Below are 25,334 nucleotides of genomic sequence, written 5' to 3' on the forward strand. Positions count from 1 at the left end.
ATGCGCTTCAAACTCATCACTGTCGCCGCCATGGCCTTACTGGCCGGCTGCGCCACCCCGCCACCACCAGAACCAGGCAGCGCGGCCAGCAAAGTTGTGGCCATGGGTCCGCAGAAACACATCGTGGTCGGCGCCATGCGCGTCGCCCGCGAGAACGGTTTCATGACCGTTAATGTGCAGTTGAGCAACACCCTCAACAGCAACAAGACGTTCTACTACCGCTTTGCCTGGCTCGGCCCGGAAGGCTTCCCGGTGGCCGAGGAAGAAACCTGGAAAAGCCAGATGATGTACGGCGCGCAGACCAGCTTCATTCAGGCCATCGCGCCAACCGCTAAAGCCGTGGATTTCCGTCTCGAAATCAAGACGCCTTAAGCCCGACACCCTATTCGTTCAGTTCCAGAGAGCATTCCCATGTTTGCACGCTTTTCGTTCATTGCCATTGTCGCCCTCCTGGCCAGCGGTTGCGCCAACACTTCGCCGACCCTGGGCAGCAAAAATATCAGCTACGGCGACACCAAAGCCGTGGAAACCGTGACCAACGAGTTCGGCTCCACCGACCTGCAGATGATCGCTGAATCCATGACCCGCTCCCTGGCCCAGTCCGGCATCCTGCAAGGTCGCCCAGTGGTTCAGGTCTACGATGTGAAGAACAAGACCAGCGAGTACATCGATACCCGCGAAATCACCACCAGCATCAAGACCCAGCTGATGAAATCCGGCGTTGCCCGTTTCGCCAGCGACAACACCGCGATGCAGAGCCAGGTCGACCAGCTCAAGCTGCAAAACCAGAGCGGCCTGTACAAGAAGAGCACCGTGGCCAAGACGGGCAACATGATTGCCGCCCAATACCGCCTTGAAGGTTCGATCAGCTCGATCGTCAAGCGCAGCAGCGACTACAAGGACGTCTTCTACAAATTCAGCCTGCAATTGATCGACGTTGAAAGCGGCCTGGCCGAGTGGATGGACGAAAAAGAGATCCGCAAAACCACGGAGCGTTAATCGATGCGCTCATGGATTGGCATGATGGCCCTGGCTTGCGCGTTCAGCGTGCAAGCGGCCCCGAAAGTCGCGGTAACCGATCTGGCGTACCAGGAGCGCGTGGAGCAGTACATCCACATCGTTTCGGCACAGAGCAATCACCGCGAGAGCGACTACAGCGCCAGCGGTTCTTCGAGCTACAACGAGATCGAAGCAACCAGTAGTTACATCGAGCAAGGCGAGTTGCGCAAATTCACCGGCGACATCAAGGGCGAGATATTGCGCACCGGGATGTTCCAGCTGGTGCAAGGCACGCCGTACACCGCCTCGTCCAAAGGTGACGTGTATGACGTGATCAAACGCATCAAGGCCGGCAGCTTCAAAGGTGCCGACTATGTGCTGTTCGGCACCGTGTCAGACATCGACTTCACCCGCGACATGAACGAGCTGGCCAACACCGACAGCTATTCGGCGGTGCTGGGGCTGACGCTGGTGGCTGACTTCAGCCTGATCAATACCAAGACCTTCGAGATCACCTCGGCTTTCACGGCGATGGGTGAAGGTCAGGACACCAAATTGGTGAATGGCCGGGACATCCGGGTTTCCCTGAATCGCCCACGGGTGGTGCGTGAGGTGTCCAAGGCGTTGGGTGAGGACGTGGCTTCGCAATTGAGCCAACAGCTCGGTGGTGGCGGTTACGAGCAGCCGGGGCAGGCACCGCTGCGTAATAACCTGCCGAGGGATACGGCGCCGGTGATTCTGCACTGATCTCTGGCTGGCCACCCTGTGGCGAGGGAGCTTGCTCCCGTTGGGCCGCACAGCGGCCCCAAAACCATTCCGCCGGTCACATCAGGCAAACTGCATCAGCCGGTTTTACGACTGCTGCGCAGCCGAGCGGGAGCAAGCTCCCTCGCCACAAATGAAAAAGGCGACCTTGATAGGTCGCCTTTTTTGTGCCTGAAGCTTTATGTCGCTGCTTTGCGCAAAGTAGCCATGAACGCCGCCGCGCCGATGAATAGCCCGGCAAAGGTGCGGTTCATGCGCTTCTGCTGCTTGGGTGTGCGCAACAAGCGCAGGACCTTGGCCGCCAGCCCGGTGTAGCCGGCCATGACAATCAGGTCGACACAGATCATGGTCACGCCGAGGATCAGGTACTGGGCCACCAGCGGCGCCTGAGGGTCGATGAATTGCGGCAGCACGGCGAGCATGAACACCAAGGCCTTGGGGTTGCTGACGTTCACCAGAAAACCGCGGAACATCAGCGCCATCGGCTTGCCGATCTGCCGAATGGCAGCGTCGTCGTTCATCTCATTGGGCAACGCGCGCCATTGCTTGACTGCGAGGTAGACCAGGTAAGCCACGCCGAACCATTTGATCGCATAAAAGGCAGTGGCGGAGGCCGCGAGGATCGCACCGACACCGGCAGCGACAATCACAATCTGCAACGCCAGTCCCAATTGCAGGCCCAAGGCGTTCCAGTAACCACGCCAGAAACCGTAGCGCAGACCGCTGGACATCGACGCAATGGCGCCGGCACCGGGGGAAAGACTGATCACCCAGCAGGCGGCAAAAAACGCCAGCCATGTTTGAAGCAGCATCGCACACCTCGACTCAGATTCGTGACAGATGTCTAAGCTAATGCGGCTTTGGGCCGATGACTACCGATTTTTTGCAGGACTGAGCGACTGCCGACCAGCGTTTACAGCTGCTGTGCCCCTTCGCGAGCAAGCCCGCTCATTCCTTCTGGAGAAACCCGGTTAAACGCGGGAGCGGGCTTGCCCGCGAAAGCGCTGTGTCAGGCAACAGAAGGCTTACTTTTCGAACCCGTTCGAAGGAAACACATCCGTACCACGCCAGCGTCGAACCGAGCGCTGGAAGAACAGGCTGTTGGGCACTTGCACCATGGCGCTGCCGGTACCGAGCTCTTCGGCTTCGATCAGCGTGGTGTAGAGCAGATTGATCGCCACCACCCTGCCCTTGATGCCGGGCTTGTCGGTGGTGTCCACCAGCTCGACCACATCGCCGATACGGAATGGGCCGACGGTGAAGATCAGGATCGCGCACAACAGGTTGGAGAGTACGCTCCACATGGCGAAAAACGCCACGGCGGCCACTGCCACGAAACCGGACAACGCGGTCCAGAGCACCGTGGCCGACACCCCAAGGCGTTCCAGCACAAAGATCAACGCGCTGCCCATGATCAGCCAACGCAAACCACCGCGCAGAGGCATCAAGAACTGCGGTGGGAACGGGTAGCGCTCGCCCAAGCGGGTCAGGCATTTAGCAACGACGCGCTGAGCGACATAACCGGCCAGCAGGATCAGCAGGATTTGCACCACCAGCCAGATCGGCTCGACCCACATCGCCGGCAACGGCAGTTTGAAGGCCTCCATCAAGACAGCGCCTCCAGCTCCGCCTGCATGCTTTCAAGCAGTTCGAGCGCTTCCATCCAGGCTTCTTCCAGCTCGGCTTCACGCACCTTCAGCCTGGCCTGTTCGGCCAGCAGATCACGCAATTCGTTCTTGCGCGTCGGCTCGTAAATATCGCTGTCGCCGAGGCTGGCGTCGATCTTCGCCAGCCTCTCGTGCAGCTTGCCCAACTCGGCTTCAAGCTTGTCGGCCTCGCGCTTGTGCGGCGCCAGTTGCTGACGCAACGCGGCGGCGGCCTGGCGCTGGGCTTTCTTGTCAGTCTTGTCCGGGTTGACCGGGGTGTTGTTGACCGGCGCGTTGCGCTGACGGTACTCCACCAGCCAACGGGTGTAGTCCTCCAGGTCGCCGTCGAACTCCTCGACCTTGCCGTCTGCCACCAGATAGAAATTGTCGGTGGTGCTTTTAAGCAAATGACGATCGTGGGAAACCACCAGAACCGCACCACTGAACTCCTGCAAAGCCATGGTCAGCGCCAGGCGCATTTCCAGGTCCAGGTGGTTGGTCGGTTCGTCGAGCAGCAACAGATTCGGCCGGCCCCAGGCGATCAGTGCCAGGGCCAGTCGCGCTTTTTCGCCACCGGAGAAATTCAACACCGGCTCATCAATGCGCGCCCCCCGGAAGTCGAAACCACCGAGAAAATCACGCAGGGTCTGCTCGCGTTCCGTCGGCGCCAGGCGCTGCAAGTGCAGCAACGGGCTGGCCTTGGAATCGAGGGAATCCAATTGATGCTGGGCGAAGTAGCCAACCACGGTGTTCTCGCCCCGGGTCAGTCGGCCCGCCAACGGCTCAAGCTCACCGGAGAGGTTTTTGATCAGGGTCGATTTACCGGCACCGTTGGGGCCGAGCAGACCGATCCGCGCGCCGGGGGTCAGTTGCAGCTTGACCTTCTCCAGCACGGTTTTGTCGCCGTAACCCAGGCGCGCATCCGACAGGTCGATCAGCGGACTGGAAATCTTCTGCGATTCGCGGAAGACGAAGTCGAACGGTGAATCGACATGGGCAGCGGACAGCTCTTCCATCCGCTCCAGCGCCTTGATCCGGCTCTGGGCCTGACGGGCCTTGGTGGCCTGGGCCTTGAAGCGGGCGATGTAGCTTTCCATGTGCGCACGTTGCGCCTGCTGCTTCTCGTAGGCTTGCTGTTGCTGGGCCAGACGTTCGGCGCGGGCCCGCTCAAACGCGGTGTAACCACCGCGATACAGGGTGATTTTGCGTTGATCGACGTGGGCCACATGATCGACCACGGCATCGAGGAAGTCCCGGTCGTGGGAAATCAGCAATAAAGTGCCGGGGTAGCTTTTGAGCCACTCTTCGAGCCAGATGATGGCATCGAGGTCCAAGTGGTTGGTCGGTTCGTCGAGCAGCAACAGGTCCGAGGGGCACATCAAAGCTTGCGCCAGATTCAGACGCATCCTCCAGCCACCGGAGAAATCTCCTACTTGCCGGTCCATTTGCTCATTGGTGAACCCAAGGCCTGCCAGCAGCTTGCGAGCCCGGGCATCGGCGGTGTACCCGTCGGCGCTGTCGAGTTCCGAGTGCAGGCGAGCCTGAGCTGCACCGTCATGGGCTGCTTCGGCCGCCGCCAGGTCGCGTTGCACCTGGCGCAGGCGCAGGTCGCCATCGAGCACGTAGTCGACCGCCAGGCGTTCGAGGGTGTCGACCTCCTGGCGCATGTGGGCGATGCGCCAGTCGGCCGGCAGGAAGCAATCACCCGAGTCTGGGTGCAGTTCACCCCGAAGCAAGGCGAACAGGCTCGATTTGCCGGCGCCGTTGGCACCGATGAGGCCGGCTTTGTGGCCGGCGTGCAGGGTCAGCTCGGCGTCTTCTAGCAGACGTTGCGGGCCACGCTGTAAAGTCAGGTTCTGAAGTCGAATCATAATGGCGGCGGAGTCTACCAGCTTCGCTCGCAACTGGCGCGAGTAGCACTATGTCCTCTGACCTGTGGAGTTTTTCCCTCGATACCTACACCCGCCCCGGTGTTGAAGGCGCCTGCCTGCAACTGCAGTCGACGGGGGTGAATGTGTGCCTGCTGCTCTGTGGGTTGTGGCTGGGGCAACGCGGCGTCGCCTGTAACGAACAGCGATTGCAGCAGCTTCGCGATGTCGCCACCCCCTGGGACGCGGATGTCGTGCGACCGCTACGGGCGTTGCGCAGGCAATGGAAAGCCGACGCGGCTGAGGACGCCGAACTGGATACGTTGCGCGAACAAGTCAAAAAACTGGAACTGGAAGCCGAGCGGCAGCTGTTGTTGCGGCTGGAACGGCTGGCGCAAGGCTGGCCGCAGGATGAGACGAACGATCTCTCGACCTGGCTGGAAGGTATGGCAGCAGGCGCCGCCAACCTGAGCCGCGACGCGCTGCATCAGCTGCGCGTCGCGGTAACCGGCACTTAGGAAGCGCTGGTTGGGGTGGTGCTGGTGCTCGACGATGCGGCTGGCGTTGGCGCAGGCGAAGCTGTCGAGGTAGTGGCTACCGGAGCCGGCGAAGCCGATGCAGCCGGGGCCGGGGTTGCTGGCTTGGCAACAGGTGCGGCAGTCGGCTTCGCAGCAACGACTGGCTTTTTCACGGCCGGTTTTGCTGCTGGCTTGGCGGCAGGTTTTGCAGCTGGTTTGGCAGCTGCAGGTTTGGCTGCTGGTTTCGCTACAGCTGGTTTGGCGGCAGTGGCTGGCTTGGCAGCGACGGCAGGTTTCGCAGCAGCAGGTTTGGCAGCGGGTTTGGCTGCAGCTTTTGCAGCAGGTTTCGCCGTTGCTTTTACAGCTGGTTTGACTGCAGCGGTTTTAGCCGCAACAGGTTTGGCGGCTGGCTTGGCAGCCGGTTTTGCAGCGGCAGTTCTGACTGCTGGTTTTGCAGCAGGTTTGGCCGCTGCAGTTTTCGCCGCGGCGGGTTTGGCAGCCGTGGTTTTTGCAGCAGGTTTAGCGACAGCTGTTTTGGCAGCAGCTGGCTTGGCGGCAGGTTTGGCAGCTGCCGTTTTAGCGGCTGGTTTAGCCGCAGGTTTCGCAGTGCTGGCAGCGACTGGTTTTTTCGCCGCAGGTTTTGCGGCTGGTTTTGCTGCGGCTTTTACCGGCGCTTTGGCAGCCGGTTTGGCAGCAGGCTTGGCCGGTGCTTTTGCAGCAGCCGGTTTGGCAGCGGCTTTCTTCGCAGGTGCTGCGGCTGGCTTGGCTGAACGCAGGGACAACGCCTTGCCGACAGCCTCTTGGACACGACCGACGCCCTGGGCCAGTTTCAGGCTTTCTTGAGCGTCGCGTTTGAGTTGCAGGATGTAGCTGCGAGTTTCGGACTGACGATCCTTGAGGGCGTCGAGCAGCTCCTCAAGTTCTTTCACCGCATCTTTGGCCTTGGCTTGTGCCTTGGCTTTGCCGGCCGCCGCAGCGTCCTGCAATTTGGTGCGGGATTTGTGCAGTTTTTCCTGCGCTTTTCCGCGCTGCTTTTCCAGTTTGGCGAGCAGTTTTTCAGCATCAGCCAAGGCTTGGGAACAAGCATTTTCCAAGTGCTCGAGCAGGCTGCCCGAGAGTTGTTGGAGTAAGTGCAACGGAGTATTTACTGGCTTCTTGGTGGCCGACATGGTTTACCTCCTGGCTGACGTGAATGCGGCTCATACTAGACCTCTGCTGAAGCCGCCGCTAGGGCATGTTGACACTATCGAAAGCACTCCGTTGCAATGAAGTAAAAATGTTCTGCGCTGACGTAAAACCAGTTCACCTTCGAACGCATTCACACTGGCATAATCCTGCGCATCTCAGGTCGGAGAGTGCCTATGTCGCGCTACCTTTTTTTATCGCTGTGCATGTTTTTTTCCGTGGTCCAGGCCGCCGAAAAAAACACCACAAATGACGCTCACGATCTCGCTTACAGTTTGGGAGCGAGCCTTGGCGAACGCTTGCGCCAGGAGGTTCCCGACCTGCAACTTCAGGCGCTGCTCGAAGGCTTGCAACAAGCCTACCAAGGTAAGCCGCTGGCGCTGAAAGACGCGCGGATCGAACAGATTCTTGCCGAGCACGAAGCCCAGGTCGCCGAGCAACCCGCCGTCGTGCAAAGCGAAGTTGCCCTCGAGAAAGAGCGGCGGTTTCTCAGCGAAGAAAAAGCCAAACCCGGAGTTCGCGAATTGGCTGATGGAATATTGCTGACGGAGCTGACGCCGGGTATTGGCGCCAAGGCGGGTCCGAACGGCAAGGTCCAGGTGCTGTATATCGGACGCTTGCCAGACGGCACAGTGTTCGACCAGAACAGCCAGCCGCAGTGGTTCAATCTTGATAGTGTGATCGCGGGTTGGCGCAGTGCATTGCAAGACATGCCGGTCGGCGCGAAATGGCGCCTGGTGATTCCATCGGAGCAAGCCTATGGCGCGGACGGTGCCGGAGACTTGATCGCGCCGTTCACGCCGCTGGTGTTCGAAGTCGAATTGCGTGGTGCCACAAGCTGAATGCCGGAAACGAAAAACGGTGCGCATTGCGCACCGTTTTCAGTGTCCCGCCGGGAAGGGTTCAAGCCTGAACCGAAGTCTCTTCCTTGTGGGCGGTGTGCAGCACTTCGATCAGGCAGTCTTCCAGTTCGAAACGTTCACGCAGTTGGCTGCCCAGCTTTTCCAGCGCTTCGGCGAAACGCTCGGTGTCGTTGCAGTCACCTTTGTGGCAATGATCATTGAACGACAGCGCCATCTCGGTGCTCACGTCGATACGCGGGTTGATCTGCTTCACCAGTTCAAGGCCGCCATCGTCGCCAAAGGCCTTGGCTTCATTGACCAGATGCTCGCTAACTTCGAAGTGCCAGGCAGAAACATAGTCGACAAGAATCTCGCAGAACCGACCGTTCAAAGACTTGTCGGCGAAAGCCGGTTTGGCATTTCGCAAATCGTGGAACGCCTTTACCAACTCTTCACGCTCTTGTAGCCAGCGGTCAATGAGCTTATGAACCCCGCCCCAGCGTTCCTGAGCATTCTGACAACTATCTAACATGGCGATCTCTCTTCCCTAATGGGTCATGCCGTTCTACGCCTGCCCCCAAGGCTCGGCACATCCGGTCTTGGTCAGGCAGAACAGCAACGAGCAACATAATTCCAATGATACGTGCGGGCCAGATTATGCCCGCGCGCCTATGGCTTCAAGGTACGCAGGAGATAAAGTTCATACAAGTGTTTAATCGCCCGCCAGCACCCGGTGCGACGACTCGTCGCTGAGTGGTCGCTGACACGCGATCCAGACAAGGCGCAGCAATTGATACCCGCCCAGAATCATCATCGCGACGAAGAACAACAGGCTCCATTCCGGAATGCTCAGATCGAACAGCGTCCAGGAAATCTCCGCGCAGTCGGCGGTTCCCTCGAACATTCGCTGCACGACGCATAACCAGGGTGAACTGGCGAACAGATCGGCCAGATTGGGCGAGCATGCCGATAGTTGATGCGTCGGATCGCTCTGCAACAAGACCTGCCGCCACGCCGTGACAGTCCCCGCCAGACTGCAAAGCAAACCCAGCAGCCAATACAGGAATGATCCGAAGCGACCAGGCCCCTGCACCGAGGCCGTCAGGCAGACACCCGTGAGCAGCGCCAGGCAAAGACGCTGCAACAGGCACAACCCGCAGGGCTTGAGGCCGACCGCATATTCCAGGTAATAGGAAACGCCCAAGGCCAGGGCACCTGCAATGAAAACCATGAAAAACAAGGAGCGTGAGCAGGCCAAAGACATGGCTTTTCCGTAACTGTAGAGACAAGCGGTTACGGTAGAGGAAAGCGCAGCAGCCTTTCAAGACAGCTCAGCACGGACACTTCACCAGAAGTGTAGGGAATTCCCGACAGAGTCGAGAGGATAAGATGTAGTCCGCTGTAGGACTTTGCCAGCCGAGGACTACAGCACAAAAACAGTGGCGGACTTGGAGCGACTGGATCCCTGATGAACGCCCCCCTGTAGCAGCTGCCGAACGCAGCCTTCGGCAGCTGCTACAGGCCGGCATCAAGCGTGTGCCGGCACCGGCAGCGGTGCCGCCAGCAAGCGCTCGTCCAGCAAGCCCAAGCCCTCCTGGAACAGTTGATTACTGCGTTCAGTGTCACCCAATTGAGCCAGTAATCGCGCCAGTTCGGCGCATGCTTCAGGATTACGTTGTACACGCAGACTGCTTTCCAGATAGTCCCGGGCCTTGCCCCACAGACTGCTCTGCAGACACAAGCGGCCCAGTGTCAGCAACAGGCTCGGATCGGCCGGATGATCTTTGAGCCAACCTTCGGCGGTGTGCAGTTGCCTGGCCGGATCGCTGCCGCGAACCAGACCGTACAGGCGTGCCAGATGACTGTCGTATTTGCGTTTGAGCGCGGTACGCAGAACCTCTTCGGCCTCGACCTGCGCCCCCAGTTGCCGCAGTTGCTCGGCATAGGCCAGCACCAGTTGCGGTTCCTGCCGTTGAGCGGCGGTGAGCTGCTGCCAGGCACGAGCGAGCGATTGCAAGCCGACCGTTCCGTCCTCTTCCCGGTGCGCCGCCAACGAAAGATTCTCACCCCAGGCGCGGCGCTCCAGTTCAGTCAGCTCGGCCGGTGGCAGCACTTTGTCCTTGCGTAACTCCGGCAACAAGCGAATCACTGCCGACCAGTCGCCCCGCTGCTGATGCAGGCGCTGCAACTGGCGCAGGGTCTGGACGTTATGAGGATGACGCTCGTGCATGGCTTGCAGGGTGACCAGCGCACCGTCGGTGTCGCCGCGGTCGGTCTGCAATTGGGCATGACTCAAGGCTATCGCCAGCTCGGCCTGGGGCTGTCGCTCCAGGGCGCGTTCCAGCAAATTATCGCTTTCCTGGTAAAGACCTTGTTCGTTAGCGGCGCGGGCAGCACCCAGGTAGTAGAGCAGCGGCTGCCGTTCGGCCTCAGCCGCGCGATACAGATGACGCTGCGCACTGGCCCAGCGGCCCTCGGCCAAATCCAGCTGGCCGTGCTCGATCGCCACTTGCACCCGTCGACTGCGATTGCGCCGCGACCATGGGTTGACCACCCCACCGGAAGTCGTCACCAGTTCGACCAACGCCTTGATGCCCCAGAACACCAGCCACAGCACGGCCACCAGGGCCAGGGTTGCCCACAGGCTCGATTCGTAACGGAAGCTCTTGTAGGCGATCAGCACGTAACCGGAATGCTCGGCAATCGCCAGCCCCAACGCGGCGGCTGCAGCGATGACCACGAACACGATCACATAGAGACGCTTCATGGTGTGGCCTCCTGCGCAGTGTTCGCGGCAGGTTTGGCCAGAGGCTTCACTGAGTCCTCGGCGTTGACGTTGCGTCGCTCAAGGTAAGCCTGGACGGCGCTCAACGTGCCTGTCAGATCCGGCGTGACCACCGTGACTGGCTGTTTGCTCAACTCGGCCACCTGCTCCAGCATGACCTTGCTCTGAGGGTTGTCCGGGTTGAAGTTACCCTTGAGCACGTCCCGCGCTTCGGTCAGCGCCTGAGTGTAAACCGCAGCCTGACCGTTGAGCGCGGCCCACTGCGCCTGTTCCAGCGCCAGGCTCAGGGCCAGGCGCACTTGGCTCAGGCTCTGCCCTGCCAGCAATGGACGGACATTCTTATCGGCGTTGAAATCGATGCGGATATAACGCGAGATCTGATCCCACCATTGCGCCCAGCGACTGGCGCCGTCGCCATCGGCCGTCAGGCCCAGCAGGGATTCGCCACGGTCCTTGTACTCGGGCGCCAGCTCGGTGAGGTTGATCACTTGATCACGCAAGGCCCCCAGCCGCAGGAACAATCCGGTGCGATCCGGCTGTTCGGTACCGCGCAGGGCCACCAGGGTTTTGGCCACTTGCTCGCGGGCGGCAAAAGCCCCCGGGTCATTCTGCTCACGAAGAATCTCATCGGCCCCCTGCACCAGGGCCTGGGCGCTGCTGATGTCCTGCAAAGCGGACAGTCGCAGGCTGGCGAGGCGCAGCAAATGCTCAGCCTCGGCCAAACGCCAATCCTTGCGGCTGGCACCGAGGACGGTTTCCAGGCGTTGATTCAAGCGCTGTTGATCGCCCTGAAGCTGAATGACCAAACGACTGCGCGCATCGAGCTCTTCGGCGGCAGGCATCTGTTCGAGGCGAGCGGTCAGGCGCTGCTCGTTGAGCTTCAGGCTCTGTGCCTGATCGTTCAACGCCTGTACCTGACTCAACTGTTGCTGGTTATTGGCTTGCAGGTGACGCACCTGCCAGACTCCCCAACCGCCTACGGCAACACCGGCAGCGCCCAACAGCAGCGCGACGATTGCCAGCCCATTGCCTCGGCGCTGCTCAGTAGCAGGTGAAGGAGTTTCAACCGGTGCATCAAATACCGGCTGGACGTCATCTTTAGGCAAGGCTGTTTCGCTCACGTATCCATCCTTTGCATTAGAAAACGGGCACGGGGTGCTCCCGTAACGCCGTCAGCAAGGCCGCGGCACTGGCGCCACGACAATCCACAACTGTTTGGGCCCCGGCGGCACGTGCCAGCTCGGCGACCCTGGGGCTTGGAACAAACAACGGCAACCGCGCCATGATCGGCCAGGCATCGCCCGCCAATCGGTGCAGGTGCTCAAAACCCTGTCCACTGCTGACCACCAGCCCGTTCAAGCGTTCCGCCTCGATCCTCGAGGGCAGCGTCGCCGGTGGGTACTGCGGCAAGCCGCGTCGGTACAACTCCAGATACTCGACACTAGCACCAAGCTCACGCAAACGCTCAGCCAGCAGCTCGCGCCCGCCCTCCCCGCGCATGATCAGCACTCGAGCGTCCGGGCGGGCGATAGCCTCGCGCAACAGTGTAAGTTCAAGCAAGGCTTCGCTGTCATCGCCGTCGGCCGGAAAGCTCACGTCCAGCCCGTTAGCCTCGAGGATCTGCGCCGTCGCCGCGCCGACGCTGAACCATCTCAGAACCGGTGCTTGTGGCCAATATTGATGGAGCAGCTCGACAGCGATTCTGGCGGCCGGCTTGCTGACCACGATCACCGCGCAGTAGCGATCCAGATCCTGAATCACTGCGCGCATTGTGGCAGAGACCGGCATTGGCTCGATGTCCAAAAGCGGCAAGCTGCTACTGAAAACCCCCGCGTCAGCCAGCACACGAGCAAGCACCACCGACTCATCCGCAGGGCGGGTCAGCAGCAGGCGCCAGCCAGTCACTCGTGACCTGCCTCGCCATAGACTGCTTTGAGGATGGCGTCGGCGCCTTGACTCAGCAGGTCTTCGGCCACTTGCACACCCAGGGCCTCGGCCTCGCTGCGTGGTGCTCGGGCTTCGGCGCTGAGTAGCAGGCCACCGTTTGGATCGCCCACCAAACCACGCAACCAGATCTGCTCGCCTTCTAGCACGGCGTAGCAGGCGATCGGCACCTGGCAGCCGCCATTCAAATGTTTGTTGAGGGCACGTTCGGCGGTCACGCGAATGGCCGTGTCCTGGTGATGCAGCGGCGCGAGCAGTGCATGAATCTCAGTGTCGGCGCTACGGCACTCGATACCAACCGCGCCCTGGCCACCGGCCGGCAGGCTGTCATCGACACTGATGGCCGAGGTGATGCGGTGTTCGAAGCCCAGGCGAATCAAGCCCGCCGCAGCGAGGATAATGGCGTCGTATTCGCCGGCATCGAGCTTGGCCAGGCGCGTGTTGACGTTGCCGCGCAGGAAGCGGATTTCCAAGTCCGGGCGACGGGTCAGCAGCTGAGCCTGACGGCGCAGGCTGGAGGTGCCGACGATGCTGCCTGGCGGCAACTCATCCAGGCTGGCGTAGGTATTGGAGACAAATGCATCGCGCGGGTCTTCGCGCTCGCAAATGCAGAACAGACCGAGGCCTTCGGGGAAGTCCATCGGCACGTCTTTCATCGAATGCACGGCGATGTCGGCTTCGTTTTTCAGCAGCGCGGTTTCCAGCTCCTTGACGAACAAGCCCTTGCCGCCGATTTTCGACAGGGGCGAATCGAGCAGCTTGTCGCCGCGACTGACCATAGGCACCAGTGTCACGAGCAGGCCAGGATGGGCCTGCTCCAGACGAGCCTTGACGTATTCGGCCTGCCATAGGGCCAGAGCACTTTTGCGGGTGGCGATGCGGATTTCGCGAGAGGACATGGATCAATCCGTACTGAATAGATACGGCAGATAATAACAGCTCAGCCAAATCCACTTTGACTTGTATCAGAAACTGCATGGCCTCCCTGGCCCTCGAGGTCCGGCAACAGGGTAAAAATCCACCCGATTACAGCTGCTGCATCATTTTTCGCACACCGGCCACATGGCGTCGGCTGACGATCAGGGCATCGCCGTTCAGGCCTTTGAGAAACAGCTGAAAATGCCCCAGGGGTGTGCGCTGCAGCCGCTCGATGCGTTCGCGGGCAACCAGTGCGTTGCGGTGGATTCGCACGAAACGGTCGCCGAATTCGTCTTCGAGGGCCTTGAGTGGCTCATCCAGCAGCACTTCGCCGCCTTCATGGCGCAGGGTCACGTATTTATGGTCGGCAATAAAGTAGACCACCTGGCCCAACGGGATCAGTTCAATACCTTTACGGGTGCGAGCGCTGATATGGCTGCGTGGGCCGCTGCCGGTTTCGGCGGCGGGACGCGTCAAGGCGGCGAGCTGGACACGATTGGGGCGTTCGGCTTTTTTCAATGCTTCATGTAGCTGTTCTGTGCGCACGGGCTTCACCAGATAGCCCACGGCGCTGGCCTGCAGGGCTTCCACGGCAAATTCATCGGGCCCTGTGCAAAACACCACGGCGGGCGGGGTTTCGCGTTCGCACAATCGTGCCGCCACTTGCAGGCCATCGAGGCCCGGCATGCGGATATCGAGCAGTACGATATCCGGTTTGTGGCTGTCGATCAGTGCCAACGCCTCTTCGCCATTCGTGGCGCTGGGCTCCAGGACGTTGTATCCCTCGAGTTCGCCGACCATTCGGCTCAGGCGCTCGCGGGCCAGGGGTTCGTCATCAACGATCAGGACATTCATATTGCGCTGGATTCCTGCGTGAGTCTCGCACAAAGATAGCGTAGACAGGTGAAGTGACGTCCGTCACCGCGATCCACGCTAAGACTAGCGCGAGGGCCAAAAAGTGCCGCGAGACCGGCGGCTAAATTTTCATCTGCCGGGTGACTGACGGCCCAGGCCCGCGTTGGCGAGGCATCGCCATAGGGTTTGCTGATACACAATATGAACACCCCTCTTCTCTCTATAGTCAGCTGCAGCATCGAGAAGTGCGCTGATCCTAATGTCCAACTGTAGACGGTTGCCGGGACGATATTGCTCAAATGAGAAATATCGTTGCGCAATTTGCGCATCGCTAGCCTCGAGTATGGGTTGCCCCATGAGAAAAAAACGTATCGACCAGTGTCAGCGACAGGATTGGCAACCCTGTTATTATCCGCGTCAGCGTTCCACGCCAACTTTCTTCAAGCCGATACGAGCGAATTCATGAGCACTGACAAGACCAATCAGTCCTGGGGCGGCCGCTTCAGTGAACCCGTCGACGCCTTCGTTGCCCGCTTCACCGCCTCCGTCACCTTCGACCAGCGCCTGTATCGCCACGACATCATGGGCTCGATCGCCCATGCCACGATGCTGGCCAAGGTCGGCGTGCTGACCGATGCCGAGCGCGACAGCATCATCGATGGCCTGAAGACCATCCAGGGTGAAATCGAGGCCGGCCAGTTCGACTGGCGCATCGACCTCGAAGACGTGCACATGAACATCGAGGCGCGCCTGACCGACCGCATCGGCGTGACCGGTAAAAAACTGCACACCGGCCGCAGCCGCAATGACCAGGTCGCCACCGACATCCGCCTGTGGCTGCGTGACGAGATCGACCTGATCCTGGCCGAGATCACCCGCCTGCAAAAAGGCTTGCTCGAGCAGGCCGAGCGCGAAGCCGGCAGCATCATGCCGGGCTTCACTCACCTGCAAACCGCGCAGCCGGTGACTTTCGGGCACCACATGCTGGCCTGGTTCGAAATGCTCAGCCGCGACTACGAGCGTCTGGTGGACTGCCGCAAGCGCACCAACCGCATGCCGTTGGGCAGCGCCGCACTGGCCGGCACCACCTACCCGATCGATCGCGAGTACACCGCACAATTGCTGGGCTTCGACGCTGTTGGCGGCAACTCCCTGGACAATGTGTCCGATCGCGACTTCGCCATCGAGTTCTGCTCGGCCGCGAGCATCGCGATGATGCACTTGTCGCGATTCTCCGAAGAGCTGGTGCTGTGGACCAGCGCGCAGTTCCAGTTCATCGATCTGCCGGACCGTTTCTGCACCGGCAGCTCGATCATGCCGCAAAAGAAAAACCCGGACGTGCCAGAGCTGGTTCGCGGCAAGACTGGCCGGGTGTTCGGTGCGCTGATGGGCCTGCTGACCCTGATGAAAGGCCAGCCGCTGGCCTACAACAAGGACAACCAGGAAGACAAGGAACCGCTGTTCGACGCCGCCGACACCCTGCGCGACTCGCTGCGGGCCTTTGCCGACATGATCCCGGCGATCAAGCCCAAGCACGCGATGATGCGCGAAGCGGCCCTGCGCGGTTTCTCGACTGCCACCGACCTGGCCGACTACCTGGTACGCCGCGGCTTGCCGTTCCGTGATTGCCACGAGATCGTTGGCCACGCGGTGAAGTACGGCGTAGACAGCGGCAAGGACCTGGCGGAAATGAGCCTGGAAGAATTGCGCAAGTTCAGCGACCAGATCGAGCAGGACGTGTTTGCCGTGCTGACCCTGGAAGGTTCGGTGAATGCCCGTGACCATATCGGCGGGACCGCGCCGGCGCAGGTCAAGGCTGCCGTGGCTCGCGGTCAGGCGCTGCTCGCCAGCCGCTAAATAGCCAAAAGCTTCGCGAGCAAGCCCGCTCCCACATTGAATTTCGGTTGTTCACAAAATTTGTGTTCACCACTGACTTAATGTGGGAGCGGGCTTGCTCGCGAAGGCGCCCTTACAAACACTATAAAACTTACTTCTTCGACGCGATCATCTCCAGAAACGCGGGCATTGCTGCGTCCTTGTCTGCCGCAATTCGCTGCACGTTCGGATTCTGTCCCAGACGCTCCAGCAGCGCCCTGGCCGCCGGCATCTCAGCCAACGGATCGATATCGAACAGCTTCTGCGCCACGGCACAGGCCATCGGCACGCTGTACAGGAAATACAAATCCGCAATGCTGAGACGGTCGCCCGCAACGTAAGGGGCGAACTTGCCGTGCCTGCCCAGTGAGGCGAACCCCAGCAGCAACTCGGCCTTGGTCTTGTCCTTGATCGCTTCCGGCACTGACATGCCGAAAAACGCTTCGGCGTAACAGGCGCGCGCCGGCAGTTCGATGTACAACTCGATTTCCTTGGCCAAAGCCAGCGCCTGGGCTCGCTCGAAGGGCTCGCTCGGCAGCAGCGGTGTGCCTTTCTGGCTCTGCTCGAGGTACTCGAGAATCACGCTGGTTTCGTTGACGAAACCTTGCTCGACGCCCAGTACCGGAACCTTGCCGCGCGGGCTGATGGCCAGCGCCTCGGGGCTGGTGCCTGGGTAAAACGGCACCTCTTCAAACGGCAGTCCCTTCTCCAGCAACGCCAGCTTGACCATGTTGTAGTAGTTGCTGACGCAAAATCCATAAAGCTTGAGCATTACATAGCCTCCAGGCCGTGCAGGGGGTTGGCAGCGCCAGTTATAGAACGCCCAGGCACTTCTTGCCAGCAGTATCACAATGCTGAATGCAGGTAAACTGGCCGCCTTTCCTTGAGGAGCCTGCCATGAGCGAGCCAAACGACATCGACAACGACGAAGAAGAATTCGCCGAAACGACGCTGACCGAAGCGATCGAGAACCAGATCGAAAGCGACAACCCGCCAGCGGCCAAGGCAACCTTCAACAAGCTGACCCTGGTGGGTTACGAGCGCGAAGAAATCCTTAACCTCATGGCCCATGTGCTGGCCTACGAAATCGACGCCATGCTCGATGAAGACCGTGCATTCGACACCGAATGGTATGAAACGGCGCTGCGCGCGCTGCCAGAGTTGCCGCCGGAAAAGCAATAACCCCGCCCCCCCCCTGTAGGAGCGCGCTCGCTCCTACAGAAACCACCCCCGCTGTCCGTACCACCCTTCGGGGAAAGCCTCTCGGGAAGAAAAACCCTGCTGCCAGCACTGGACATGCCTCACCGACGGGTTCACCTTAGGGGCGCTATCGTCTAATTCCTAGAAAGTCTGGAGTCCTTATGTCGCTTACCCCTGAGTTGGTTGCCGAACTGGAAATCCTCGCACTCTTCAACCTGGACAGTTCCCAGGAAGGTTTGAAAATTCATCAGACCGCTGCCCCGAAAGCCATTGCCGCCGCACAAAGACTGTTCGACAAAGAATTGATCACCCAGCCCGATGGCGGTTATCTGACCAGCCTGGGGCGTGACGCCGCACAAAACGTGCAAACCGTTCTCACCATTCTGTCCGTGCGGGAAACAGCCTGAGCATCACTGCATAGCCCACGGAAAGCTCTGTCACGGGATTTCCGCGGGCACACTTGATGACCGGCACTGTTACCTGCCGTCGCCAAACGATAGAAATCTGACGCCAGGAAAACAAAATCAGCTTAAAAGTCCCGGGGCCGAGGCGCTAAACTGCCCCTCACCTTGAGCCCTCCCACGTCCGAGCCCCGCGAGCCGGATTGAGCTGACATGACCCGCACCCATGAAATCCGCCCCGATCTGGACGAGGGAATCGATCGCAAGGTTCTCAGCCAGCTGCGCGCCCGCTTCCTGAAGCTCAACGAGGGTCGCATGGCCCGTGCCATGGAAGGGTTGTCGCCCCGCCAGCAAACGGTTCTGACCCTGCTGCCGCTGTTTTTCCACGTCAATCATCCGCTGTTGCCGGGTTACGTTTCGGGTAGCACCCCGGCTGGCCTGTCGAATTACGAACCCGACACCAACACCCTCGCCGAAGCCCAACGCCTGACCCGCTCGTTTTCCTACAAGCCGCGCCACGGCAGCAATCCGCCGCGACCGATTCACGGTCTGTTCCTGATGGGCAGCCTCGGCACCCTGGCCCAGGCCGATCAGAGCGACATGGACGTGTGGGTCTGTCATGGGCCGGACCTGAGCGAAAGCGAGCTCGCTGAACTGCGCAAGAAATGCCAGTTGCTGGAAGCGTGGGCCGCCAGCCAGGGCGCCGAAGCGCACTTTTTCCTGATCGACCCGGCCCGCTTCGTGCTCGGCGATCGCGATACGCAGTTGAGTTCAGAAGACTGCGGCACCACTCAGCACTATTTGTTGCTGGACGAGTTCTACCGCACCGCGATCTGGCTGGCCGGACGCACTCCCATCTGGTGGCTGGTGCCGGTCTACGAAGAGTCTGCGTACGACCGTTACACCCATACACTGCTTTCCAAGCGGTTCATCCGTGCCGACGAAACCCTGGACCTGGGGCATCTGGCGTACATCCCGCCCGGGGAATTCATCGGTGCCGGGCTCTGGCAGTTGTTCAAAGGCATCGAATCGCCCTACAAATCAGTGCTCAAACTGCTGCTGACCGAGGTCTACGCCAGTGAACACCCGAAAGTCCATTGCCTGAGCCTGCGCTTCAAACAGGCAGTGTTCGCCAATCGACTGGACCTCGATGAACTGGACCCGTACATGGTGGTTTACCGGCGCATCGAGGAATACCTCACGGCTCGGGGCGAACCGGAGCGGCTCGAACTGGTACGTCGCGCGCTGTACCTGAAGGTCAATCGCAAACTCACCGGCGGCAGTCGTACCCAGAGCTGGCAGCGTTCGCTGCTCGAACGCCTGGCCCACGAATGGCATTGGGATCAGCGCCAGTTGGGGTTGCTCGACAGCCGCAGCCAGTGGAAAGTCCGCCAGGTCAGTGCCGAGCGCCGGGCCTTGGTCGGTGAGCTCAATTACAGCTACCGCTTCCTGACGCAGTTCGCCCGTAACGAGCAGACCGTCAGCCTGATCAACAAGCGCGACCTCAATGTGCTGGGGCGGCGCTTGTACGCGGCCTTCGAGCGCAAGGCCGACAAGGTCGAATTCATCAATCCGGGCATCGCCCCCGATCTGGCCGAAGACACCTTGACCCTGGTGCAAGCCCCGAACAAGAGAGAGCCGGGGCAAACCCAATGGGGTTTGTACAACGGCAGCCTGACCGCTCACGAGTGGGAGCATTTTGCGCCGATCAAGCGCAGCCGCCAGTTACTCGAGCTGCTCACCTGGTGCCACCGTAACGGCGTGATCGACAGCAGCACCCGCCTGGCCCTGCACCCCGGCACCAGCGACTTGAGCGAGTTCGAACTGTTCAACCTGCTCGGCAGCCTGCAGCAAAGCATCGCCCTGCCCCTGACCACCGTCGCCGAAGAGCCTTTGCTGCGCGCCAGCGTGCCGAGCGAAATACTGATTCTGGTGAACGTCGGCGTCGATCCGCTCAAGCACCATCGCGACATGAACATCCTGATGACCACCGAGCGCACCGACTCCCTGAGCTACGCCGGCGTGCGGGAAAATCTGGTGCTGACCCTGGATCAGGTCACGCTAAACAGCTGGAACGAGGTGCTGGTCAGCCGCTTTGACGGTCCCCATGCCCTGCTCGACTGTCTGCGCGATTACCTCAACAACCTGCCGGACGGGCCACAGCAGCCCAAGCTGCGGGTACGTTGCTTCTGCCACAACCGCGCGCAATTCATAGCCCGACGAGTCGAAGAAGTTCTCGATACCGCGCAAAACCTGCTGCTGAGCAAACTCAATCACCGCTACCTGATTCAGGTCCAGCAGCATTACCACGTGCTGGAGCTGGTGCCCGGCCAGGTCAATCACGTTGCGCTCGCCACGCTGCCGGCACTGTTTGACTACCTCGGCGAAGAGCTGGCGAGCTACAGCCCGCTGCATCTGGACCCGATGGCGCTGGAAGACCACGATCTGGCGCTGATCCTGCCCATGGGGCAACCCGACTGCGTTCAGGTGTTCTACCGGATCAACGAACACCAGGCCGATCTGTACGTGCTGGATGAATTCAATGCCCTGTGGCAGCAGCGTTTGCCTTACCACGACGAACAAAGCCTGCTGGTGCCGCTGCAACGCTTCCTGCAATCGATCCAGTACCGACGCGACGCCTTGCTGCCGATGGACGCCGCCCAGCCGCTGAGCCTGGAGACTTTGTATTACCAGTTATTGCCTTCAGGCACCGCACGGGCGCGTCGAGTCGAAGCCCGGCCAGCGCCGCAAACCCCGGTCAACAAACCGTTCTACGACGTGCAGGCGATCGTCGGCAAAGCCGCACCGGGGCAGGTGCAGGTCACGTTGTATTGTAATCAGCGGGAATTTTCGGAGCTGGAACATGGCGACCAACTGTTCAGCGTGGTTGCCCGGGAAATCGTCGAGCAGCGCCGCGAGACCGAACGCTATCGCTGCTACATCACCGACCTGGACCTCTCGGGCCTGCTCGGTGATGGTCAGAGTTCAAGCAATTTGTATTTGCGCTACAAGGCCGACCTGGAGCGCGCATTGAACGAGGCGCTCGAGCAGGTCTGAAGGGGTTCATTCCGGGAAAGCACCGCCATTGGCAGGCTGCGCTTCGACTTCCAGCAAGGTCAGTTTCAGGGTTTTACCACCCGGAGCTGGCCAGTCGATGTGCTGACCGACTTTCAAGCCCAGCAACGCACTGCCCACCGGCGCCAGAATGGAAATCCTGCCTTCGTCGGCGTTGGCATCCTTGGGGTAAACCAGAGTCAGGTGATAATCCTTTCCACTGCTCTCTTCACGGCAGTGCACCCGGGAATTCATGGTCACGACATCGGCGGGCACTTCATCGTGACCGACCAGGGTATCGGCGCGATCCAGTTCGGTTTGCAGCGCGATAACGCCCGGCAGCGTGTCATCCAGGCTGTCGATCAGGCGCTCCAGACGTTGCACGTCCAGACGGGTAAGGGTGATGGAAGGTGCGGTCATGATCAGGGCAGACTCCTTTCTTCTGCACGAAAAAAGCAAAACCCCGCCAGAAAAAGGCGGGGTTTTCACGAGCCTCGATGGGTTGAGGCGTATCTGGACACTATCACAGCTCAATAAATAAACAAGCCGGGGGCGACCACGGCCCAGCGCTGACCATTGTGGCGAGGGAGCTTGCTCCCGCTGGGGCGCGCAGTGGCCCTAAAAACCTTGCGGCTGCTTCGCACCCGAGCGGGAGCAAGCTCCCTCGCCACAAAAGCCCTTAAGCCAAGATCTTGCGTTGTACAGCCTGCGCACAAATCACCCGCCGCCGCTCATCATCGGCCGAGCGCCATTCGCGGATATCTTCGACATGCCGAAAACACCCCAGGCAAACCTTCTGTTCATCCAGCCGGCACACACCGCTGCACGGCGAAGGCACTGCCGGGCTGACGTTACTATAGAGCGGTTTGGGCGGGCGAACGGGCGCAGGCTGGGTCACGATCTCACAGACCTTCGAAATCGAGTTCGACGTCGGCTTGCTGCTTGACGATGCGCTCGAGCATCTCACCCAGTTGCTCGTCACTCTTGTCACACATCCAGCGCTTGCTCTCTTCGTCATAGTCGAAGTGGAAACCGCCGGACACCGCCGCCAACCACAATTGCCGCAACGGCTCCTGGCGACTGAAGATCAACTGGCTGCCGTTTTCGAACTTGACGGTGAGCACACCGGCCGAGCTCTCCAGATCGATATCCAGGTCACTCTCATCGAAAATATCCTCCAGCGTCTGCTGGGTGGCATCGACCAGGTCGTGAAAACGGGCTTCAGTCAAACTCATTACGGGAACCTCAAAAAGTGTCTACTCACGCTCAAGCGCCGCAAGATACGGGCGAGCCCCGATGATTGCAAAGAATAACCACCAAGGACGAGGTGCGGTACGAAATATCCCTGCGCAACGCAGGACAAGTTGCTGCGCCACAGTCAAAGGCCCGCCGGACGGGAGCCGCGTCACATAGGCAAGCTGCCGGGTGGCCGGTATACTCCGGCGCAATTAACGCATTTTCAAGGATTTCGCCATGAAGCGCCTGATCTCTTCCCTTGCTGCGCTCGTCGCGGTTGCCTGCCTGGTATCGGCCTGTGGTCAAAAAGGCCCGCTGTACCTGCCCGATGACAGCCAGGATCCTGCAGAGCAGGCCAAGTCATCGCAACAGTCTCCGTCGAAAGCACACAAACACGACGTCTACCAATAAGGGAACGCCATGGACGCTTTTAACTACCGTGACGGTGAGCTGTTCGCGGAAGGTGTTGCCCTGTCCGCCATCGCCGAACGCTTTGGTACACCGACCTACGTCTACTCCCGTGCCCACATCGAAGCCCAGTACCTGGCTTACGCCGATGCGCTGGCCGGCACGTCGCACCTGGTCTGCTTTGCGGTCAAGGCCAACTCCAACCTGGGTGTACTGAATGTCCTGGCCCGTTTGGGTGCCGGTTTCGACATCGTTTCCCGTGGCGAGCTGGAGCGTGTACTGGCCGCTGGCGGCAGCCCCGAAAAGATCGTGTTCTCCGGTGTCGGCAAGACCCGTGACGACATGCGTCGCGCCCTGGAAGTCGGCGTGCACTGCTTCAACGTCGAATCCACCGACGAGCTCGAGCGTCTGCAAGTAGTCGCCGCCGAGCTGGGCGTTCGCGCGCCGATCTCGCTGCGCGTCAACCCGGACGTCGATGCCGGCACGCACCCGTACATTTCCACCGGCCTCAAAGAAAACAAGTTCGGCATTGCCATCGCCGACGCTGAAGACGTGTACGTGCGCGCTGCGCAACTGCCTAACCTGGAAGTGGTCGGCGTCGATTGCCACATCGGCTCGCAACTGACTACCCTGCCGCCCTTCATCGATGCCCTCGACCGCCTGCTGGGCCTGGTCGACCGCCTCGGCGATTGCGGCATCTACCTGCGCCACATCGATCTCGGTGGCGGTCTGGGCGTGCGTTATCGCGATGAAGAGCCGCCATTGGCCGCCGACTACATCAAGGCTGTGCGCGAACGTCTCGACGGTCGTGACCTGGCGTTGGTGTTTGAGCCAGGCCGCTTCATCGTCGCCAACGCCGGCGTGCTGCTGACTCAGGTCGAGTATCTCAAGCACACCGAACACAAAGATTTCGCCATCGTCGATGCGGCCATGAACGATCTGATCCGCCCGGCGCTGTACCAGGCCTGGATGGACGTTACCGCCGTGCGCCCTCGTGATACCGCGGCGCGTGCCTACGACATCGTCGGCCCGATCTGCGAAACCGGCGACTTCCTGGCCAAGGATCGTCAACTGGCGCTGGAAGAAGGCGACCTGCTGGCCGTGCATTCGGCCGGTGCCTACGGGTTTGTCATGAGTTCCAACTACAACACCCGCGGCCGCGCCGCTGAAGTGTTGGTGGACGGTGATCAGGCAATCGAAGTGCGTCGCCGCGAGACGGTAGCCGAGTTGTTTGCTGGCGAAAGCCTGCTGCCGGAGTAAACCCATGCTGCTGCGTTTTACCAAGATGCACGGCCTGGGCAACGACTTCATGGTTCTCGACCTGGTCAGCCAGCACGCGCACATCCTGCCCAAGCATGCCAAGCAATGGGGCGATCGGCACACCGGCATCGGGTTCGACCAGTTGCTGATCGTCGAGGCGCCCAGCAACCCGGACGTGGATTTCCGCTATCGGATCTTCAACGCCGACGGCTCCGAAGTGGAACAGTGCGGTAACGGTGCACGCTGCTTCGCCCGCTTCGTGCTCGACAAGCGCCTGACCGCCAAGCGGCAGATTCGCGTCGAGACCAAAAGCGGCATCATCGAACTGGACATCCGCAACGATGGCCAGATCAGCGTCAACATGGGCGCCCCGCGCCTGGTGCCGGCCGAGATTCCGTTCGAAGCCCCAAGCCAGGCCTTGAGCTATCAGGTCGACGTCGACGGCACCCTGGTCGAACTGGCTGCGGTGTCCATGGGCAACCCCCATGCCGTGTTGCGGGTTAGCGACATCAACAAAGCACCGGTGCATGAACTGGGGCCGAAAATCGAACATCACCCGCGCTTTCCGGCGCGGGTCAATGTCGGTTTTCTCCAGGTCATCGACCGGAACCGCGCGCAGTTGCGCGTCTGGGAACGCGGAGCCGGGGAAACCCAGGCCTGCGGCACCGGCGCCTGTGCAGCCGCAGTGGCCGCGATCAGCCAGGGGTGGATGGATTCGCCGCTATTGATCGACCTGCCTGGCGGGCGCCTGTCCATTGAATGGGCAGGCCCTGGCCAACCGGTCATGATGACCGGCCCGGCAGTACGCGTATACGAAGGACAAGTGCGTCTTTGAGTGAGCGAAATCCATGACCGACAAGCCCCAGGTTCCCGCCCTACAGCCCGACGAATCCCCTTCCGAAAGCCTTGAGGCGGCGGCGATTGCCGCGTACCTGGAGGCTCATCCGGATTTCTTCATCGAGCATGAAGAACTGCTCCCGGCCCTGCGCATTCCGCACCAGCGCGGCGACACCATTTCGCTGGTCGAACGCCAGATGACGATTCTGCGCGACCGCAACATCGAGTTGCGTCATCGCCTCTCGCACTTGATGGACGTCGCCCGGGACAACGATCGCCTGTTCGACAAGACCCGCCGCCTGATTCTCACGTTGATGGACGCAACCAGCCTGGAAGACGTGGTGATCGGCGTCGAAGACAGCCTGCGCCAGGATTTCCAGGTGCCCTTCGTCAGCCTGATCCTGCTGGGCGACAACCCGATGCCGGTAGGCCGCTGGGTCACCCACGCCGACGCACAAACGGCCATCGGCGGCCTGCTCTCGGAAGACAAGAGCGTCTGCGGCAGCCTGCGTGAGCATGAACTGGACTTCCTGTTCGGCGAAGAACAGCGCAAGCAGATCGGCTCCACCGCCGTCGTCGCCATCAGCCACCAGGGCATCCACGGTGTTCTGGCCATCGCCAGCCGCGATCCGCAGCACTACAAGAGTTCGGTGGGCACATTGTTCCTCAGCTACATCGCCGAAGTCATGGGTCGCGTACTGCCACGGGTCAACAACTCCCTGCGCTCGGTACGCTGAT

Annotated in this window: 28 protein-coding genes; 13 read left to right on the plus strand and 15 right to left on the minus strand. The window is 60.6% G+C overall.

The features are described from left to right. The 3 genes from AC30D7_RS00565 to AC30D7_RS00575 are packed head-to-tail and all read left to right on the plus strand — an operon-like array spanning position 1 to position 1,746. The gene (locus AC30D7_RS00565) at positions 1-372 is read left to right on the plus strand and encodes a YcfL family putative periplasmic lipoprotein (protein ID WP_490132647.1); all 372 of its coding nucleotides are present in this window, start codon (positions 1-3) and stop codon (positions 370-372) included. A gap of 39 nt (positions 373-411) precedes the next feature. Next, positions 412-999, plus strand: a complete 588-nt coding sequence (gene lpoB, locus AC30D7_RS00570) for a penicillin-binding protein activator LpoB (RefSeq protein ID WP_490132648.1) — start codon at positions 412-414, stop codon at positions 997-999. 3 nt (positions 1,000-1,002) lie between these two features. Next, entirely contained in the window at positions 1,003-1,746 is a 744-nt protein-coding gene (locus AC30D7_RS00575) for a penicillin-binding protein activator LpoB (protein WP_490132649.1), read from the plus strand. A 197-nt stretch (positions 1,747-1,943) separates the two neighbouring features. Here AC30D7_RS00575 and AC30D7_RS00580 read toward each other — a convergent pair whose 3' ends face one another. From AC30D7_RS00580 to AC30D7_RS00590, 3 genes are all read right to left on the minus strand, one after another. Further along, positions 1,944-2,576: a LysE family transporter gene (locus AC30D7_RS00580; RefSeq protein ID WP_490132650.1), complete on the minus strand. Its 633-nt coding sequence runs from the start codon at positions 2,574-2,576 to the stop codon at positions 1,944-1,946. 213 nt (positions 2,577-2,789) lie between these two features. Beyond that, a complete protein-coding gene (locus AC30D7_RS00585; protein WP_490132651.1) occupies positions 2,790-3,371 on the minus strand; it encodes a mechanosensitive ion channel domain-containing protein in 582 nt (193 codons plus the stop codon). After that, positions 3,371-5,281, minus strand: coding sequence for an ATP-binding cassette domain-containing protein (locus AC30D7_RS00590; protein ID WP_490132652.1), 1,911 nt, complete (start codon positions 5,279-5,281; stop codon positions 3,371-3,373). Before AC30D7_RS00590 ends, AC30D7_RS00585 begins: the two co-directional genes overlap by 1 nt. Positions 5,282-5,331: 50 nt before the next feature. On the opposite strand from AC30D7_RS00590, the gene AC30D7_RS00595 reads away from it, so the two are divergent. Continuing rightward, positions 5,332-5,796: a TIGR02444 family protein gene (locus AC30D7_RS00595; protein ID WP_490132653.1), complete on the plus strand. Its 465-nt coding sequence runs from the start codon at positions 5,332-5,334 to the stop codon at positions 5,794-5,796. Here AC30D7_RS00595 and AC30D7_RS00600 read toward each other — a convergent pair. After that, positions 5,793-6,965 carry an AlgP family protein gene (locus AC30D7_RS00600; RefSeq protein WP_490132654.1) on the minus strand — a complete coding sequence of 391 codons (1,173 nt, stop codon included), beginning with the start codon at positions 6,963-6,965 and terminating at the stop codon, positions 5,793-5,795. The genes AC30D7_RS00595 and AC30D7_RS00600 overlap by 4 nt on opposite strands. Positions 6,966-7,157: 192 nt before the next feature. Here AC30D7_RS00600 and AC30D7_RS00605 point away from each other — a divergent pair, with 192 nt between their 5' ends. Next, complete coding sequence (locus tag AC30D7_RS00605) at positions 7,158-7,823, plus strand: FKBP-type peptidyl-prolyl cis-trans isomerase (protein WP_490132655.1); 666 nt, start codon at positions 7,158-7,160, stop codon at positions 7,821-7,823. 61 nt (positions 7,824-7,884) lie between these two features. Here the strand turns inward: AC30D7_RS00605 and rsd are convergent, their stop codons facing one another. The 7 genes from rsd to AC30D7_RS00640 all read right to left on the minus strand — a co-directional run bounded on the left by rsd (position 7,885) and on the right by AC30D7_RS00640 (position 14,325). Further along, positions 7,885-8,355: a sigma D regulator gene (rsd, locus tag AC30D7_RS00610; RefSeq protein WP_490132656.1), complete on the minus strand. Its 471-nt coding sequence runs from the start codon at positions 8,353-8,355 to the stop codon at positions 7,885-7,887. Positions 8,356-8,535: 180 nt separating this feature from the next. After that, positions 8,536-9,087, minus strand: a complete 552-nt coding sequence (locus AC30D7_RS00615; RefSeq protein ID WP_490132657.1) for a disulfide bond formation protein B — start codon at positions 9,085-9,087, stop codon at positions 8,536-8,538. A gap of 264 nt (positions 9,088-9,351) precedes the next feature. Further along, on the minus strand, positions 9,352-10,590 hold the full coding sequence (locus tag AC30D7_RS00620; protein WP_490132658.1) for a heme biosynthesis protein HemY: 1,239 nt from the start codon (positions 10,588-10,590) through the stop codon (positions 9,352-9,354). After that, on the minus strand, positions 10,587-11,729 hold the full coding sequence (locus tag AC30D7_RS00625) for a uroporphyrinogen-III C-methyltransferase (protein ID WP_490132659.1): 1,143 nt from the start codon (positions 11,727-11,729) through the stop codon (positions 10,587-10,589). The genes AC30D7_RS00620 and AC30D7_RS00625 overlap by 4 nt, the downstream gene beginning before the upstream one ends. Before the next feature lie 16 nt (positions 11,730-11,745). Then, positions 11,746-12,513 (minus strand): uroporphyrinogen-III synthase, encoded by a 768-nt coding sequence (locus AC30D7_RS00630; RefSeq protein ID WP_490132660.1) that lies wholly within the window; start codon positions 12,511-12,513, stop codon positions 11,746-11,748. Then, a complete protein-coding gene (gene hemC / locus AC30D7_RS00635; protein WP_490132661.1) occupies positions 12,510-13,451 on the minus strand; it encodes a hydroxymethylbilane synthase in 942 nt (313 codons plus the stop codon). The genes AC30D7_RS00630 and hemC overlap by 4 nt, the downstream gene beginning before the upstream one ends. 127 nt (positions 13,452-13,578) lie before the next feature. Beyond that, complete coding sequence (locus AC30D7_RS00640; RefSeq protein WP_007899317.1) at positions 13,579-14,325, minus strand: LytR/AlgR family response regulator transcription factor; 747 nt, start codon at positions 14,323-14,325, stop codon at positions 13,579-13,581. A gap of 462 nt (positions 14,326-14,787) precedes the next feature. On the opposite strand from AC30D7_RS00640, the gene argH reads away from it, so the two are divergent. After that, positions 14,788-16,182: an argininosuccinate lyase gene (gene argH / locus AC30D7_RS00645; RefSeq protein WP_019580504.1), complete on the plus strand. Its 1,395-nt coding sequence runs from the start codon at positions 14,788-14,790 to the stop codon at positions 16,180-16,182. A gap of 130 nt (positions 16,183-16,312) precedes the next feature. Here the strand turns inward: argH and AC30D7_RS00650 are convergent, their stop codons facing one another. Continuing rightward, positions 16,313-16,972 carry a glutathione S-transferase family protein gene (locus AC30D7_RS00650; RefSeq protein ID WP_490132662.1) on the minus strand — a complete coding sequence of 220 codons (660 nt, stop codon included), beginning with the start codon at positions 16,970-16,972 and terminating at the stop codon, positions 16,313-16,315. Between the two features lie 125 nt (positions 16,973-17,097). Here AC30D7_RS00650 and AC30D7_RS00655 point away from each other — a divergent pair, with 125 nt between their 5' ends. From AC30D7_RS00655 to AC30D7_RS00665, 3 genes are all read left to right on the plus strand, one after another. Further along, positions 17,098-17,382, plus strand: coding sequence for a hypothetical protein (locus AC30D7_RS00655; protein ID WP_490132663.1), 285 nt, complete (start codon positions 17,098-17,100; stop codon positions 17,380-17,382). A gap of 179 nt (positions 17,383-17,561) precedes the next feature. Next, entirely contained in the window at positions 17,562-17,807 is a 246-nt protein-coding gene (locus tag AC30D7_RS00660) for a TIGR02647 family protein (RefSeq protein ID WP_007894898.1), read from the plus strand. A gap of 207 nt (positions 17,808-18,014) precedes the next feature. After that, positions 18,015-20,858: a class I adenylate cyclase gene (locus AC30D7_RS00665; RefSeq protein ID WP_490132664.1), complete on the plus strand. Its 2,844-nt coding sequence runs from the start codon at positions 18,015-18,017 to the stop codon at positions 20,856-20,858. A 6-nt stretch (positions 20,859-20,864) separates the two neighbouring features. On the opposite strand, the gene rnk is transcribed toward AC30D7_RS00665, so the two are convergent. The 3 genes from rnk to cyaY all read right to left on the minus strand — a co-directional run bounded on the left by rnk (position 20,865) and on the right by cyaY (position 22,090). Continuing rightward, positions 20,865-21,275 (minus strand): nucleoside diphosphate kinase regulator, encoded by a 411-nt coding sequence (gene rnk, locus AC30D7_RS00670; RefSeq protein WP_490132665.1) that lies wholly within the window; start codon positions 21,273-21,275, stop codon positions 20,865-20,867. A 259-nt stretch (positions 21,276-21,534) separates the two neighbouring features. Then, complete coding sequence (locus tag AC30D7_RS00675) at positions 21,535-21,753, minus strand: DUF1289 domain-containing protein (RefSeq protein ID WP_081625749.1); 219 nt, start codon at positions 21,751-21,753, stop codon at positions 21,535-21,537. Positions 21,754-21,757: 4 nt separating this feature from the next. Next, entirely contained in the window at positions 21,758-22,090 is a 333-nt protein-coding gene (cyaY, locus tag AC30D7_RS00680; RefSeq protein ID WP_018927535.1) for an iron donor protein CyaY, read from the minus strand. 238 nt (positions 22,091-22,328) lie between these two features. Here cyaY and lptM point away from each other — a divergent pair, with 238 nt between their 5' ends. Genes lptM through AC30D7_RS00700 form a run of 4 tightly spaced genes read left to right on the plus strand, consistent with a single transcriptional unit; the run spans position 22,329 to position 25,333 of the window. Further along, positions 22,329-22,502 carry an LPS translocon maturation chaperone LptM gene (gene lptM / locus AC30D7_RS00685; RefSeq protein WP_007941283.1) on the plus strand — a complete coding sequence of 58 codons (174 nt, stop codon included), beginning with the start codon at positions 22,329-22,331 and terminating at the stop codon, positions 22,500-22,502. A 9-nt stretch (positions 22,503-22,511) separates the two neighbouring features. After that, on the plus strand, positions 22,512-23,759 hold the full coding sequence (gene lysA / locus AC30D7_RS00690; protein ID WP_018927534.1) for a diaminopimelate decarboxylase: 1,248 nt from the start codon (positions 22,512-22,514) through the stop codon (positions 23,757-23,759). A gap of 4 nt (positions 23,760-23,763) precedes the next feature. After that, positions 23,764-24,594: a diaminopimelate epimerase gene (gene dapF / locus AC30D7_RS00695; RefSeq protein ID WP_490132666.1), complete on the plus strand. Its 831-nt coding sequence runs from the start codon at positions 23,764-23,766 to the stop codon at positions 24,592-24,594. Positions 24,595-24,607: 13 nt separating this feature from the next. Then, on the plus strand, positions 24,608-25,333 hold the full coding sequence (locus AC30D7_RS00700; protein WP_007941280.1) for a DUF484 family protein: 726 nt from the start codon (positions 24,608-24,610) through the stop codon (positions 25,331-25,333). The last annotated feature ends 1 nt before the right edge of the window (position 25,334 follow it).

This window comes from Pseudomonas sp. DF5 (genome assembly GCF_058148225.1).

Excerpts from the sequence above, each read along its gene's own strand:
- AC30D7_RS00580 (WP_490132650.1), bottom strand. The coding sequence starts at position 2,576 with ATGCTGCTTCAAACATGGCTGGCGTTTTTTGCCGCCTGCTGGGTGATC.
- AC30D7_RS00600 (WP_490132654.1), bottom strand. The coding sequence starts at position 6,965 with ATGTCGGCCACCAAGAAGCCAGTAAATACTCCGTTGCACTTACTCCAA.
- cyaY (WP_018927535.1), bottom strand. The coding sequence starts at position 22,090 with ATGAGTTTGACTGAAGCCCGTTTTCACGACCTGGTCGATGCCACCCAG.
- dapF (WP_490132666.1), top strand. The coding sequence starts at position 23,764 with ATGCTGCTGCGTTTTACCAAGATGCACGGCCTGGGCAACGACTTCATG.
- hemC (WP_490132661.1), bottom strand. The coding sequence starts at position 13,451 with ATGTCCTCTCGCGAAATCCGCATCGCCACCCGCAAAAGTGCTCTGGCC.
- AC30D7_RS00700 (WP_007941280.1), top strand. The coding sequence starts at position 24,608 with ATGACCGACAAGCCCCAGGTTCCCGCCCTACAGCCCGACGAATCCCCT.
- lysA (WP_018927534.1), top strand. The coding sequence starts at position 22,512 with ATGGACGCTTTTAACTACCGTGACGGTGAGCTGTTCGCGGAAGGTGTT.
- argH (WP_019580504.1), top strand. The coding sequence starts at position 14,788 with ATGAGCACTGACAAGACCAATCAGTCCTGGGGCGGCCGCTTCAGTGAA.
- lptM (WP_007941283.1), top strand. The coding sequence starts at position 22,329 with ATGAAGCGCCTGATCTCTTCCCTTGCTGCGCTCGTCGCGGTTGCCTGC.
- AC30D7_RS00565 (WP_490132647.1), top strand. The coding sequence starts at position 1 with ATGCGCTTCAAACTCATCACTGTCGCCGCCATGGCCTTACTGGCCGGC.
- rsd (WP_490132656.1), bottom strand. The coding sequence starts at position 8,355 with ATGTTAGATAGTTGTCAGAATGCTCAGGAACGCTGGGGCGGGGTTCAT.
- AC30D7_RS00595 (WP_490132653.1), top strand. The coding sequence starts at position 5,332 with ATGTCCTCTGACCTGTGGAGTTTTTCCCTCGATACCTACACCCGCCCC.
- AC30D7_RS00650 (WP_490132662.1), bottom strand. The coding sequence starts at position 16,972 with ATGCTCAAGCTTTATGGATTTTGCGTCAGCAACTACTACAACATGGTC.
- AC30D7_RS00615 (WP_490132657.1), bottom strand. The coding sequence starts at position 9,087 with ATGTCTTTGGCCTGCTCACGCTCCTTGTTTTTCATGGTTTTCATTGCA.
- AC30D7_RS00605 (WP_490132655.1), top strand. The coding sequence starts at position 7,158 with ATGTCGCGCTACCTTTTTTTATCGCTGTGCATGTTTTTTTCCGTGGTC.
- AC30D7_RS00655 (WP_490132663.1), top strand. The coding sequence starts at position 17,098 with ATGAGCGAGCCAAACGACATCGACAACGACGAAGAAGAATTCGCCGAA.
- AC30D7_RS00585 (WP_490132651.1), bottom strand. The coding sequence starts at position 3,371 with ATGGAGGCCTTCAAACTGCCGTTGCCGGCGATGTGGGTCGAGCCGATC.
- AC30D7_RS00640 (WP_007899317.1), bottom strand. The coding sequence starts at position 14,325 with ATGAATGTCCTGATCGTTGATGACGAACCCCTGGCCCGCGAGCGCCTG.
- AC30D7_RS00620 (WP_490132658.1), bottom strand. The coding sequence starts at position 10,590 with ATGAAGCGTCTCTATGTGATCGTGTTCGTGGTCATCGCTGCAGCCGCC.
- AC30D7_RS00660 (WP_007894898.1), top strand. The coding sequence starts at position 17,562 with ATGTCGCTTACCCCTGAGTTGGTTGCCGAACTGGAAATCCTCGCACTC.
- rnk (WP_490132665.1), bottom strand. The coding sequence starts at position 21,275 with ATGACCGCACCTTCCATCACCCTTACCCGTCTGGACGTGCAACGTCTG.
- AC30D7_RS00665 (WP_490132664.1), top strand. The coding sequence starts at position 18,015 with ATGACCCGCACCCATGAAATCCGCCCCGATCTGGACGAGGGAATCGAT.
- lpoB (WP_490132648.1), top strand. The coding sequence starts at position 412 with ATGTTTGCACGCTTTTCGTTCATTGCCATTGTCGCCCTCCTGGCCAGC.
- AC30D7_RS00590 (WP_490132652.1), bottom strand. The coding sequence starts at position 5,281 with ATGATTCGACTTCAGAACCTGACTTTACAGCGTGGCCCGCAACGTCTG.
- AC30D7_RS00575 (WP_490132649.1), top strand. The coding sequence starts at position 1,003 with ATGCGCTCATGGATTGGCATGATGGCCCTGGCTTGCGCGTTCAGCGTG.